The 13,269-nt window shown below is 73.0% G+C and carries 12 protein-coding genes; 8 read left to right on the top strand and 4 right to left on the bottom strand.

Annotation, left to right across the window (positions count from 1 at the left end; genetic code table 11):
- Positions 1-183 precede the first annotated feature (183 nt).
- Positions 184-720, bottom strand: coding sequence for an adenylyl-sulfate kinase (gene cysC / locus ABDB74_RS04090; RefSeq protein ID WP_346621958.1), 537 nt, complete (start codon positions 718-720; stop codon positions 184-186).
- Positions 721-771: 51 nt separating this feature from the next.
- Positions 772-1,245 (bottom strand): Rrf2 family transcriptional regulator, encoded by a 474-nt coding sequence (locus ABDB74_RS04095; protein WP_346621960.1) that lies wholly within the window; start codon positions 1,243-1,245, stop codon positions 772-774.
- 35 nt (positions 1,246-1,280) lie between these two features.
- On the opposite strand from ABDB74_RS04095, the gene ABDB74_RS04100 reads away from it, so the two are divergent.
- The 8 genes from ABDB74_RS04100 (at position 1,281) to ABDB74_RS04135 (ending at position 9,586) form a co-directional block, all read left to right on the top strand.
- Complete coding sequence (locus ABDB74_RS04100; RefSeq protein ID WP_346621961.1) at positions 1,281-2,036, top strand: (deoxy)nucleoside triphosphate pyrophosphohydrolase; 756 nt, start codon at positions 1,281-1,283, stop codon at positions 2,034-2,036.
- Between the two features lie 341 nt (positions 2,037-2,377).
- Positions 2,378-4,033 (top strand): ABC transporter substrate-binding protein, encoded by a 1,656-nt coding sequence (locus tag ABDB74_RS04105; protein ID WP_346621963.1) that lies wholly within the window; start codon positions 2,378-2,380, stop codon positions 4,031-4,033.
- A gap of 145 nt (positions 4,034-4,178) precedes the next feature.
- Positions 4,179-5,102, top strand: coding sequence for an ABC transporter permease (locus ABDB74_RS04110; RefSeq protein WP_346621964.1), 924 nt, complete (start codon positions 4,179-4,181; stop codon positions 5,100-5,102).
- Positions 5,095-6,063 carry an ABC transporter permease gene (locus tag ABDB74_RS04115; protein ID WP_346621965.1) on the top strand — a complete coding sequence of 323 codons (969 nt, stop codon included), beginning with the start codon at positions 5,095-5,097 and terminating at the stop codon, positions 6,061-6,063. The genes ABDB74_RS04110 and ABDB74_RS04115 overlap by 8 nt, the downstream gene beginning before the upstream one ends.
- Complete coding sequence (locus ABDB74_RS04120) at positions 6,060-7,112, top strand: ABC transporter ATP-binding protein (RefSeq protein WP_346621966.1); 1,053 nt, start codon at positions 6,060-6,062, stop codon at positions 7,110-7,112. Before ABDB74_RS04115 ends, ABDB74_RS04120 begins: the two co-directional genes overlap by 4 nt.
- Positions 7,105-8,145: a dipeptide ABC transporter ATP-binding protein gene (locus ABDB74_RS04125; RefSeq protein ID WP_346621968.1), complete on the top strand. Its 1,041-nt coding sequence runs from the start codon at positions 7,105-7,107 to the stop codon at positions 8,143-8,145. The genes ABDB74_RS04120 and ABDB74_RS04125 overlap by 8 nt, the downstream gene beginning before the upstream one ends.
- Before the next feature lie 122 nt (positions 8,146-8,267).
- Complete coding sequence (gene mshB, locus ABDB74_RS04130; protein ID WP_346621970.1) at positions 8,268-9,161, top strand: N-acetyl-1-D-myo-inositol-2-amino-2-deoxy-alpha-D-glucopyranoside deacetylase; 894 nt, start codon at positions 8,268-8,270, stop codon at positions 9,159-9,161.
- Positions 9,158-9,586, top strand: coding sequence for a DUF6113 family protein (locus ABDB74_RS04135; protein ID WP_346621972.1), 429 nt, complete (start codon positions 9,158-9,160; stop codon positions 9,584-9,586). The genes mshB and ABDB74_RS04135 overlap by 4 nt, the downstream gene beginning before the upstream one ends.
- On the opposite strand, the gene ABDB74_RS04140 is transcribed toward ABDB74_RS04135, so the two are convergent.
- Together ABDB74_RS04140 and ABDB74_RS04145 are read right to left on the bottom strand one after the other, a co-directional pair.
- Entirely contained in the window at positions 9,540-10,301 is a 762-nt protein-coding gene (locus tag ABDB74_RS04140) for a GNAT family N-acetyltransferase (protein WP_346621974.1), read from the bottom strand. The two genes, ABDB74_RS04135 and ABDB74_RS04140, sit on opposite strands and share 47 nt — an antisense overlap.
- A 47-nt stretch (positions 10,302-10,348) precedes the next feature.
- A complete protein-coding gene (locus ABDB74_RS04145) occupies positions 10,349-13,195 on the bottom strand; it encodes an EAL domain-containing protein (protein ID WP_346621975.1) in 2,847 nt (948 codons plus the stop codon).
- Positions 13,196-13,269: the final 74 nt, after the last annotated feature.

Here is a 13,269-nt window from a genome sequence, read left to right on the forward strand (position 1 = left end):
GGCGCTGCTGGATCGGGACGCAGCCGGGGAGCTGCGCGGGTGGTCCTGGGTCAGCGCGCGGCGCGACAGGCGGCGCTGGAGACCAGTGCCAGATCGATGTGCAGACGCGCGACGAGGAGCGCGCCGCGATCGGTCATGCCCTGATGGTGCCACAGCGCGCCCGGGTGCGACGGGTGTGGCGGGTCACCCGCGGTCGATCTCCGCTCGGATGAGGGATACGGACTCGGCCAGCGGCGTCACCGAGGTGTCGATGACCAGCTCGGCGCGGGTGGGTGGCTCGTACGGGTCGCTGACGCCGGTGAAGACGGGGATCTCCCCGGCGCGCGCCTTGGCGTAGAGGCCCTTGACGTCGCGGCCCTCGCAGACCTCGAGCGGGGTGGAGAGGTGCACGAGCACGAACCGGCCGTGCGCCTCGACCAGCTTCCGGGCCTCCTCGCGGGCGGCCTCGTACGGGGCGATGGCGGCCACGACGGCGGTACCGCCGTGCTTGACCACCTCGCCGGCGACCCAGCCGATCCGCCGGATGTTGAGGTCGCGGTCCTCCTTGGAGAAGGACAGCTCGCTGGACAGGTGCGTGCGGACGACGTCGCCGTCGAGGACGGTGACCGGCCGGCCGTCGGCCTCGAGACCGGCCACCAGGGCGTCGGTGATCGTGGACTTCCCGGCCCCGGACAGGCCGGTGAGGAAGACGGTGACGCCGGGTCGCTGCGCAGCGGTCATGGACGCCAGTGTCGCCGGACGGGCGGTCGCGGATGGAAGGCGGGGTCCGCCTCAGTCCTCGGGCGGCGCGCTGAACGACCGCCAGGCGTTGTCGATGGCGACCAGCTCGGCGGCGTGCGGGGGCAGCTGCCCGGCGACGACGTCGGCGACGGTGACGCCCTCGAGCACCCGCCGGTAGGCCTCGCGGGCGGCCACCCACACGCTGGCCAGCTCGGTGGCCGCCCCGGGGTAGCTGACGTCCTCCGGGCGCTGGCCGTGCACCTCGGCGAGGAACCCCTGCTCCACCCGCATGACGCGGGCGATGGAGATCTCCGACGCCGGGAGCGCCAGCCGGTAGCCGCCCTCCCGCCCTCGCTGGCTGGTGACCAGCCGGGCGTGCTGGAGATCGGCGAGGATCGCCTGGAGGAAGCGGTTGGGGATGTCCTGGGCCGCCGCGATGCGGTCGCAGGTCAGCGCGTCGGGCGCGGCCGCGGCGAGCTCGAGGACGGCTCGGACGGCGTAGTCGACCCGGGCGTTGATGCGCACGCAGCCATAGTGCCGCCATCTGCGAGAGTGCCCGGGTGTTCCGGCTGCGTTTCACCACGTTGGTGGAGGCGCCGCTGACCGTGGCGTTCGACGTCGCCCGCGCCCTGGGCCGGCCCTGGCCCGTGCCGCTGGACGAGGTCCTGTCCGTGCGGCCGGAGCGCGACGTCTACTCCGCACGGGTCGGCCGCGGACGGATCACCCACCGCCGGCAGTTCTCGGCCACCGGCGCCGGCACCCTGGTCGACGAGCAGGTCGACTGGGAGACCGGGCTGCCGGGCGTCGTGCGCGGAATCGTCGACCGGGCGGTGCTGCGCCGGCGGGTCGAGCGCGCGATGCGGTCGCACCTGGACGGCTACGCCGCCGCGGCGGCCGCCCTGGCGCGGGACGTGGTGCAGGTCGTCGGCGCCGCCATCGTCGACGGCGACCGGGTGCTGGTGGCCCAGCGGTCCGGCGGCCGGTACGACGGCTCCTGGGAGTTCCCGGGCGGGAAGGTCGAACCGGGGGAGCCGGAGCTCGCCGCGCTGGTGCGCGAGTGCGCCGAGGAGCTCGGGATCGCCGTCGCGCCGGAGGCGTTCCTGGGGGAGGTCGTCCTCGACGGCGTCGTCGCCGGAGGTGCTCCCGGCGCCTCGACGATGCGGGTCTGGTGGGCGCGGATCGGCTCCGGGTGGCCGGTCGCCCACGAGCACGCGGAGCTGCGGTGGGTCGGGGCCGACGAGCTGGACGCGCTGGACTGGATCGCCGCCGATCGTCCCCTTCTCCCCGCCGTCCGCGCCCGTCTCGGCCGTCGCTGAGGGCCGGGCGTCGGCACCTGTGACGGTGCGACGCGCGTTCGGCCGGCCGGCCGGAAGGCCTCCGGCGGCTCGGCGACCCCGACGGAAAGCAGCCCGCCCGTCGGCCTGCCGGACGTGGAAGTTACGGTCACCGGACGGATCGTGAGCCCAGGTCACAACTCGATGACGTCCGTGGACACCCCTTCGAGAGCGCGCCTAGGGTCCACCCGTCGCAGTCCGTGGCGGCACTCCCGCCCGGCAGCGTCCGGCTCGTGACCAAGCAGTCGCCCACCCGCCGCGCACGGCCCGTGGGCGGACCTGTCCGTTCCCCCCGCCAGCGCGGGTCGAGGGAGGCATTGCACGTGAAGTTGACCAAGCGCAGAGGCGCGATCGTCTCGGCCGGCATCACCGCCGCACTGGTCCTGACCGCCTGTGGCGGCGACGACAACGGTGGCGGCGAGGGCGGCACCGCCGCCGAGGGCGGCAGCTACACGCTCGCCCTCTACAGCGACCCGGAGAACCCGCTCGTCCCGGGCAACACGAGCGAGTCCGAGGGCGCTCAGGTCCTCGAGGCGCTGTGGACCGGCCTGGTCCAGTACGCCGCCGACGGTGCCGTCGAGTACACCGGTGTCGCGGAGTCGATCGAGTCCGAGGACAACCAGACGTGGACGATCACCCTCAACGAGGGCTGGACCTTCCACGACGGCACGCCGGTCACCGCGCAGTCCTTCGTCGACGCGTGGAACTACACCGCCTACAGCCCCAACGCCCAGGGCGGCTCGTACTTCTTCTCGCACGTCGAGGGTTACGCCGACCTCCAGGCCGAGACCGACGACGCCGGGAACATCGTGGCCGAGCCCGTCGCCGACGAGCTGAGCGGTCTCGAGGTCATCGACGACCTCACCTTCGAGGTGACCCTCGACGCCCCGTTCGCGCAGTACCCGGTGACCCTCGGCTACAACGCCTTCCACCCGCTGCCGGAGTCCTTCTTCGAGGACCCGGAGGCGGCCGGCAAGCTGCCGATCGGCAACGGCCCGTTCAAGGCCGACGGCGAGTTCGTGCCCGGCCAGGGCTTCACCGTCTCCAAGTACGAGGACTACGCCGGCGAGAACGAGGCGCAGGTCGACACCGTGGAGTTCGTCGTCTACGGCGACATCGACACCGCCTACCTCGACGTCCAGGGCGGGAACCTGGACATCTCCCCCGACGTGCCGCCGGACGCCATCGGGACGGCTCCGGACGAGTTCGGTGACGCCTACCTGGAGGCGCCGTCGTCGGGCTTCACCTACCTGGGCTACCCCACCTACGACGAGCGCTTCTCCGACCCCCGGGTGCGGCAGGCGCTGTCGATGGGCATCGACCGCGGGCCCATCACCGAGGCGATCTTCCAGGGCACCCGTGAGCCGGCGGACGCGTTCGTCGCGCCGGTGGTCGACGGGTACCGCGAGGGCGCCTGCGAGTACTGCGAGCTGGACGTGGACCGCGCCAACGAACTGCTCGACGAGGCCGGTTTCGACCGGAGCCAGCCGATCGAGCTGTGGTTCAACTCGGGCGCCGGTCACGACGCCTGGGTCCAGGCCGCCGGTAACCAGCTCCGCGAGAACCTGGGGATCGACTACGTCCTCCGGGGCGACCTCGACTTCCCGCAGTACCTGCCGCTGCTGGACTCGCAGGGGGTCACCGGACCGTTCCGCCTCGGCTGGGCGATGGACTACCCGAGCCCGCAGAACTACCTGGAGCCGCTCTACTCGAGCGCGGCGCTGCCGCCGGCGGGATCGAACTACACCTTCTACACGAACCCGGAGTTCGACGAGCTCATCGCGCAGGGCAACCAGGCGGCGAGCAACGAGGAGGCCATCGAGTTCTACAACCAGGCCGAGGACATCCTCCTCGAGGACATGCCGATCATCCCGATGTTCTTCGACGTGGAGCAGGCCGTGCACTCGGAGGACGTCTCGAACGTGGTGATCGACGTCTTCGGGCACATCCGCACCGCTGAGGTCACCGTCACCGGCTGACGGCTCCTCCCCGCACCACCCGTCGCCGTCGGGGGGTGCTGTCCCTCGGGACAGCCACCCCCCGACGGCGCCCCACGTGCGGGGCCTTCGACAGCAATGACCCGCGTCGCCGGACGAGAGCCCGCGCACGACTCCGAGGGGAACCATGGGCCGCTACATCGCGCGCCGCCTCTTGCTCACCATCCCCGTCATGCTGGGGGCCTCCTTCCTGATCTTCGCGATGGTGTACGCCCTGCCCGGCGACCCCATCCGCGCCCTGGGCGGGGACCGGCCGCTCGCGCCCGCGGTCGTGGCGCAGCTGCGTGAGGACTTCAACCTCAACGACCCGTTCCTCGTCCAGTACGTCAAGTACCTCGGGGACCTGGTCCAGGGCGACTTCGGCACCGACTTCCGCGGCCGGGACGTCCTCGAGACGATCACGCAGCGGCTGCCGGTGACCGCGAGGCTCGCGCTGGTCGCGGTGCTCTTCGAGATCGTCATCGGCATCGTGGCCGGCGTCCTGGCCGGCATCCGCCGGAACAGCTTCCTGGACAACGTGGTGCTGGTGTCCACGACGATCGTCGTGTCGGTGCCGATCCTGGTCCTGGCCTTCGTCGCCCAGTACACGCTCGGCCTGAGGCTGAACCTCTTCCCCATCGCGGGGATCCGGGAGGGCTGGTACAGCTACCTGCTCCCCGGGCTCGTGCTCGCCGCCGGCTCGGTCGCCTACGTGGCCCGCCTGACCCGGACGAGCATGGCCGAGAACCTGCGGGCCGACTACGTGCGCACCGCCCGGGCCAAGGGGCTCCCCACACGGGACGTCATCGTCCGCCACACCCTGCGGAACAGCCTGATCCCCGTCGTCACGTTCATCGGCGCCGACATCGGCACCCTGATGGGCGGCGCGATCGTGACCGAGACCGTGTTCAACATCCCGGGTATCGGTCGCACCGTCTTCGACTCCATCCAGGCCCAGGAGGGCGCGGTGGTCGTCGGCATCGTGACCCTCCTGGTCTTCTTCTTCATCTTCTTCAACCTGGTCGTCGACGTGCTCTACGCCGTCCTCGACCCGAGGATCCGCTATGAGTGAGCCGAAGCAGACGACCCTGGGCCACGCCGAGGTCGGCGCCGGCGGCGTGACCGGGGCGACCGACGAGCCGGAGGACGTCGCCGGCTCCCAGAACAGCCTGTGGAGCGACGCCTGGCGTCAGCTCAGGCGGAACGTCCTCTTCTGGATCGGCGCCGCGCTGGGCCTGCTGTTCATCGCCATGGCGCTGTTCCCGTCGGTCCTGGCCCGCGGCGTCGACCCGCGGTCGTGCAACCTGGCCAACTCCAGTGCGGCCCCGTCGGCGGAGCACTGGTTCGGCTTCGACCAGCAGGGCTGCGACTACCTGTCCAACGTCGTCCACGGTGCCCGCAACTCGCTGATCATCGGCGTGCTGGCCGTGCTGTTCATCCTGGTGCTGGGCGTGGTCGTGGGCGCGATCGCCGGCTTCTACGGTGGATTGACCGACAGCATCCTGTCGCGGGTGGCCGACATCTTCTACGCGTTGCCGCTGATCCTCGGCGCGCTGGTGCTGCTCCGGGTGGGGCCGTCCACCGACCTCCCGGTGATCAGCGACCGCGGTGCCGGGGCGGTCGCCATCGCGCTGGCCGCGTTCGGCTGGATGACGGCCATGCGGCTGGTGCGCTCGCAGGTGATCGCGGTGAGGAGCTCCGACTACGTCGCGGCCGCCCGCGCCATGGGCGCCTCGGACATCCGGATCCTCCTGCGGCACATCCTGCCCAACGCCGTCGCCCCCGTGCTGGTCTACGCCACCATCACCGTCGGCATCCTCATCGCCGCCGAGGCGACGCTGACCTTCCTCGGCGTCGGGCTCCAGCGGCCGGCGATCTCCTGGGGGCTGCAGATCAACGACGGGCAGAACCTGCTGCGCACCGCGCCGCACATCGTCCTGTTCCCGAGCGCCGTCCTCACCATGACCGTGATGGCGTTCATCCTCATGGGCGACGCCCTGCGCGACGCCCTCGACCCGAAGCAGCGTTCATGAGCACCGCGTCCACGTCCCTCCCGTCCCGTCCCGCCAGATCCGGGGCCGGCCCCCTGCTGGAGGTCGACGACCTGCGCGTCGAGTTCCGGACCGACTCCGGCGTCGTCAACGCCGTCAACGGGGTCAGCTACACCGTCTCCGAGGGGGAGACGGTCGCGATCCTCGGGGAGTCGGGATCGGGCAAGTCGGTGTCCGCCCAGGCGATCATGGGGATCCTGGACACTCCGCCGGCCGAGATCACCGGCGGGCAGATCCTCTTCGAGGGCCGGGACCTGCTGACGCAGCCGCCGGAGGAGCAGCGCAAGGTCCGGGGCCCGGGGATCTCGATGATCTTCCAGGACGCGCTCTCGGCGCTGAACCCCGTGTACAGCGTCGGGTTCCAGATCGGCGAGATGTTCCGCGTCCACCGGGGGCTGTCGCGCAAGGACGCGAAAAAGCGCGCCGCCGAGCTGATGGACCGGGTGCGCATCCCGGCCGCGGCCCAGCGGGTGAACGACTACCCGCACCAGTTCTCCGGCGGCATGCGGCAGCGCGTCATGATCGCCATGGCGATCGCGCTCGACCCGCGGATCCTGATCGCCGACGAGCCGACGACGGCGCTCGACGTGACGGTCCAGGCGCAGGTCATGGACCTGCTCAAGGAGCTGCAGCGCGACACCGGCATGGGCCTGATCCTGATCACCCACGACCTCGGGGTGGTCAACGAGGTCGCCGACAACGTGGCGGTCATGTACGCCGGGCGCATCGTGGAGCGGGGCACGGTCGACGACGTGTTCGGCAACCCGGCGCACCCCTACACCGACGGGCTGATGAGCTCGATCCCGCAGCTGGAGGCCAAGGGCGGCCGGCTGCAGCCGATCGGTGGCCAGCCGCCGAACCTGGCGTCCATCCCCACGGGATGCCCGTTCCACCCACGGTGCCCGAAGCGCCGGCTGGGTGCCGACGCACTGCCCGGCCGTGACTGCGCCGCCGACGTCCCGCCGCTGCGGCTGGTCGTCCCGGGGCGCGAGGCGGCCTGCCACTACAGCGAGGAGGTGCTCGATGTCTGACGACGGCTCCAGGAGCATCGCAGCGAGCGCCAGCGAGCCGCTGCTCGAGGTGAAGGACCTCAAGAAGCACTTCCCGCTCACCCAGGGGATCGTCCTCAAACGCACCGTCGGCCACGTCCGCGCGGTCGACGGCGTCAACCTGACGCTGGGCCGCGGTGAGACCGTCGGCCTGGTCGGGGAGTCCGGCTGCGGGAAGTCGACGGTCAGCAAGCTGATCGTCGCCCTGGAGAAGCCCACCAGCGGGCAGATCCTCTACAAGGGCGACGACATCACGACGATGAACCGGCGTGCGCTCAAGCAGTACCGCCGGGAGGTCCAGATCATCTTCCAGGACCCGTACGCCTCGCTGAACCCGCGGATGACCGTCGGCGACATCGTCGCCGAGGGCTGGTCGGTGCACGCCGACATCGCGCCACGCAAGGGCCGGCTGCAGCGCACGCAGGAGCTCATGGAGCGGGTCGGCCTGAACCCCGACTTCGTCAACCGGTACCCGCACCAGTTCTCCGGTGGGCAGCGGCAGCGCATCGGCATCGCGCGGGCCCTGGCGCTCCAGCCGGAGGTCATCGTCTGCGACGAGCCGGTCAGCGCCCTCGACGTCTCGGTGCAGGCCCAGGTCGTCAACCTGCTCGAGGACCTGCAGGACGACTTCGGGCTCTCGTACCTGTTCATCGCCCACGACCTGTCGGTCGTCCGCCACATCTCCGACCGGGTCGCCGTCATGTACCTGGGCAGCATCGTGGAGGAGGGGACCGACGACGAGGTCTACGGGTCGGCGGCGCACCCCTACACGCAGGCGCTGCTCTCGTCGGTGCCGGTGCACCAGCCGCACCTGCGGGGGCAGAAGGACCGGATCATGCTCGAGGGCGACGTCCCGAGCCCGGCCGATCCGCCGTCGGGCTGCCGCTTCCGCACCCGCTGCTGGAAGGCCCAGGACATCTGCGCCACCGAGCCGCCGGCGCTGGTCGACCGGGGGCAGGGGCACCCGTCCGCCTGCCACTTCGCCGAGGCCCGCCAGGTCATGCCCACGGAGTGATCCGTCGCCCTCCGGGCGGCACCGCGGCCAGGTGCCGCCCCGGCCGCCGCTGAGCCGCCGCGTCGCGTCCGTCGGGAGCCCTCCGGGGCCCGCGACGGACGCGACGGGGAGAATGCCGCCCCGTGACTCCCTCCCGCCGTCTGCTCCTCGTCCACGCGCATCCGGACGACGAGACGATCACCACCGGGGCCACGATGGCGCGCTACGCAGCCGAGGGCGTCGGCGTCACCCTGCTCACCTGCACGCTGGGCGAGGAGGGCGAGATCCTGGTGCCCGAGCTCGCTCAGCTGGCCGCCGACCAGGCCGACCAGCTGGGCGGTTACCGGATCGCCGAGCTGCGCAGCGCCATGGCGGCGCTCGGCGTCGGTGACGTCCGCTTCCTCGGCGGCGCGGGCTGCTACCGCGACTCCGGCATGATCGGCACGGCCGCCAACGAGCACCCGCGCGCCTTCTGGAACGCCGACCTGGACGAGGCGGTGGCACACGCGGTCGCCGTCGTCCGGGAGGTCCGGCCCCAGGTGGTCGTCACCTACGACCCCGACGGCGGCTACGGCCACCCCGACCACATCCAGGCGCACCGCGTCGCGATGCGGGCGGTGACGGCCGCGGCCGACGGCGGGTACCGGCCCGACCTGGGCCCGGCGTGGGAGGTGGCGAAGGTCTACTGGCCCTGCGTGCCGCGGTCGGTGCTCCGGGAGGGCGCCGAGGCGCTGGCCGCCGCGGGGGACCGGGTGCCCTTCGAGCAGCCCGAGGGGCTGGAGGACGCCCCGTTCGCGGTGCCCGACGACCAGGTGACGACGGCGGTCGACGCCTCGGCCTTCACCGGTCACAAGTCGGCGGCCATGCGGGCGCACGCCACCCAGATCACGGTCGACGGTCCGTTCTTCGCGCTGTCGAACGACCTCGGCCAGCAGATCCTGGGCACCGAGCACTTCCGGCTGGTCCGAGGCGGGCGAGGTGCCGGGGCGGACGCCCACGACAGGGAGGACGACCTGTTCGCCGGGCTGCCCGGATGAGCCGCCGTCGCCCGCCCGCGGTCGCCTGGGGGGTCCTCGCCGTCGTGGTCGCGGCCTGGCTGGCGCTGGTGGAGGTGTTCTGGCTGCCGCTGCGCGTCGGCGGGGTGCTCGTGCCGGTGTCGGTCGCCGCAGCGGTGATCGGCAACCCGCTGCTGGTGTTCGCCGCGCTGCGGGTGTCGGGTTCCCGGGTGGTCGCCGCGCTCCCGGCGGTCACGTGGCTGGTCGTCGTCGTCGCCGCCATGATGCGCCGCCCGGAAGGGGACGTGCTGATCGTCTCCGGAGGGAGCCTCGGCACCGTAGGGCTCGTGTTCGTGATGCTCGGCGTCCTGGCCGCCGCGCTCGCCGTGGGTCAGGTGCTGGGCACCCCGCGCCGGGAGGTCAGACGCCCGGCGCCCACCGGTAGTGGTACCGGTGGTGCTCGGTGAACCCCAGCGAGCCGTAGAGGGCCAGTGCGGGGTGGTTCGACGCGGTGACCTGCAGCATGCAGGACTGCCCGCCCCGGCTCCGTCCCTCGGCGGCCAGTGCCGCCATCACGGCGCGGGCCACGCCGCGCCGTCGGTAGCGGTCGTCCACGGTGACCGCGCTGATCACCAGCCAGTCGTCGGCCAGCGCGCCACGGGCGACCGCGGCCAGGGGCGCGGGCGGCGCGTCGAGCCGTACGGAGGCGAAGAGCAGATCCTCGGCGTTGCACAGGACCGCTGCGGCAGCTGCCGGTAGCGGCGCGCCGCGGTGGCGGTAGCCGGCCAGCCAGGCGGCGTCGGGTGAGCTGGAGATGGCGACGTCGACAGCGGGGGCGGGCCACGGGCCGGCCGGGCCGGTCAGCACGAGGACGTCCTCGTCCCGGCTCCAGCCCGCTGCGGCGAAGGCGTCGTCGACGGCGGCGTGCCCGGGCTCAGGCACGGCCGCGCACGGCCGCAGCCCGCGGTCGCGGTACCAGCCGGCCACCGCGGTGATGGCCTCCGCCGGATCGCCGGGTGCGTTCCCGACGACCAGCGCCGAGTTGGCCCGGCCGGTGAACCCGCTACCCGCGCGCAGCAGCCAGTCGCCGTACGGCTCCTCCTCGAGCCCGCGCCAGGTCCGGGCGGCGAGCCGCTCGAGTTCGTCGACGGCGACGGGCGGGGTGGTGGAGCGTGCGGGCACGTCGCCGATCCTGCCGCCCGGCGCGGCGGCAGCCGGTGGCGGGGCGGTCAGTGGGTGGGGCGCACGGCCGCGGGCAGCGGGCGGGTCTCCAGCCAGTCGAGCACGCGGCCGGCCGGCATGGGGCGGGAGATGTGGTACCCCTGCGCGATGTCGCAGCCCCACTCGCGCAGCGCCGCGAGTGACGCGGCGTCCTCCACGCCCTCGACGACCATGCTCATGCCCAGGTCCCGGCTCAGCTGCAGGGTGCTGCGCACGATCGCGGCCGCGCGGGCATCGGTGGTGAGGTTCGTGACGAAGCTGCGGTCGAGTTTCAGCTCGTCGACCGGCAGCGCGCGCAGGTAGGACAGCGAGGAGTAGCCGGTCCCGTAGTCGTCGACCGACAGGCGCACGCCCAGCCGGCGCAGCCCGCTCATCACCTGCTGGCTGCGGGCGGCGTCGGCCATGAGGACGTCCTCGGTGATCTCGAGGATCAGCGCCTCGGCCGGCACGGAGAACGAGTCCAGCAGCATGGCCACCTGCTCGGGCAGGGCCACGTCCTGCAGGTTCGACACCGACAGGTTCACCGCGACCGACAGGTCGTGCCCGTGCGCGCGCCACGACCGCAGGTCGCGCAACGAGCGCTCGAGCACCCGCAGGGCCAGCCGGCGCATGAGCCCGGCCTGCTCGGCGAGCGGCAGGAAGACGTTGGGGTAGAGCAGCCCTCGGTCGGGATGGTTCCAGCGCACCAGCGCCTCGAGGCCCACGACGGCGCCCGTCCGCAGGTCCACCTTGGGCTGGTAGTGGTTGTCCAGCTGCTCGCCGTCCAGGGCCGACCGCAGCTGCTCGAGGGTCTCCAGCCGGTCCCGCGTCGCCGGGGTGCCGTCGGGCGCCCACACCTCGTAGCCGTGCCGGCCGCGCTTGGCCGCGTACATGGCGGTGTCGGCGCGGGCGAGCAGCAGGGAGCGGTCGCGGCCGTGGTCGGGGCACAGCGCGATGCCGACGCTGGCGTCGACGTGCAGCGGCATCCCGTCGAGGACGAACGCGTCACGGAGCGCGGCGCCGAGGCCGTCGGCGACCTCGCGGGCGCGGTCGGCGTCGGCGTCGGGCAGGAGGACGGCGAACTCGTCACCGCCCATGCGGGCGAGCAGGTCACCGGGTCCCAGGGCGCGCTGCAGCCGTGGGCCCACCAGGCACAGCAGGTCGTCGCCGACGCTGTGGCCGAAGCTGTCGTTGATCTCCTTGAACCGGTCGAGGTCGATCATCAGCAGGGCGCTGCGCCCGTGCGCGTCGCCGTACACGGTCGCCTCCACCTGCTCGATGAACCGGCGGCGGTTGGCCAGCCCGGTCAGCGGGTCGTGGTGGGCCTCGGTGGCCAGCTGGGCCAGCCGCCGCTGCTCGGCCGCGCGCAGCTCCGCGTTCTCCACGACCAGCGCGCCCTCCAGGGTCACCTGGCGGACGGCGTCGCGGACCGCCGCCGTCCACGTCCGGCGCGCGCCGACCGATCCGGTGACGACGAGGCCGAGCAGACGGTCGCCCGACATGAGCGGGACGCTGATGTACGAGCTGACCTCGAGCGCCTGGACCAGACGAGGGTCGATCAGGTCTCCTGCGGCGGCGTCCTCGACGAAGACCGCCGTCTTCTGCTCGGCGGTCACCCGCCAGAGCGGGACGTCGGAGGCGGGACGGCCGATCAGCTGCGTCTGCACCACCCTCTTGTGCGAGTCCGGCCAGTCGACGTGCCTGACCTCCCCGATCCTGCCCGCGCCGTCGACCAGGTAGGCGGCGCTGCGGTCGGTGCCCGCGAGGCGCTGCACCGCGCGGGCCACCACCTCCGCGGCCTCGGCGGCCCCGGTCACGCCGGAGCCGTCGACCAGCAGCTGCCGGACGACCCGTGCGGTGGCCAGCGACGCGGCGCGGGCCTGGCTGGTGCGGGCCTGCTCGATCACCCCGCCCAGGTGCGCGCCGGCGGCGGCGGCCAGCCGGCGGACGTCCTCGGAGAACGGGCGCACCTCGGTGCTGTCGAGGGTGAGGACACCGGCCAGCTCGGGGCTGCGCCCCAGTGGGACGGCGAGCGCCGAGGCGATCCGGAAGGAATCCACCCACCAGCCCGACACCAGTTCGGAGTCGCGGTCGGCGGTCGTCGGCCGGCCGGTGCGCAGGACGGTCTCGGCCAGCGGGAGGCCGACCGGCGCGGTGCGGAACTGCTCCCAGGTGGCCATGTCGCGACGACCGTCGGCGTAGGCGGCCATCCGGGGGACGAGCCGGCCGTCCTCGACCAGGAAGATGCAGGCGCGCTCCACCTCGCCGAGCTCGGCGAGCTGGCGGCAGGCCGAGCCGAGCAGGTGGTCCATCGACTGCGACTGCCCGGCGGACTCGATCAGGCCCAGCAGGACGGCCGCCTGGTCGAGACGGCGCTGCTGCGACCGGCGGGTCCAGGCCTCGGCCAGGGCCGCGGCCAGCTTGGGGGTCACCTGGCGCAACAGGTGCGGAGCGGCGGCTGCCGCGGGCTCGACGGTCAGCACGCCGACGACCTCGTCGCCGAGGATCAGCGGCTCGCCGTGCGCGGACCGGATGCCGACCTCGGCCAACCGGCGGTCGGCGGCGCGCCGCCCGTCGGCGCGGGCGACGACCGGCGTGCGGCCGGTGACGACCGCGGAGAGGAACGGTGAGTCGGCGAGGAGCGCCGGCGTGCGCAGCGCGGGATGGCGGGGGAGCGGCTCACCGGTGGCGCAGGAGGCCTGCCGGAAGGGCACCACGAGCTCGGTCGTCGCCTCGTGCACCCAGACCGCGACGCGGGTGGCCCCGGACGACGCCCGCAGCCGGTCGAGGAGGTGGACGAGCGCGGCCTGGGCGTCGTAGGGCGACGCCGGCGACGGACGCCGCGGCGTGGCCTCGTGGTGCGACGTCTGGGACACGTCGTCAAGATCGGCGTCCCCACCACCGGCTTGAGCGTGGCATGCCGGCTCACCCCGATGGAGGGAGAGGACCG

This window comes from Blastococcus sp. HT6-4 (assembly GCF_039679125.1).
Taxonomy (GTDB): domain Bacteria; phylum Actinomycetota; class Actinomycetes; order Mycobacteriales; family Geodermatophilaceae; genus Blastococcus; species Blastococcus montanus.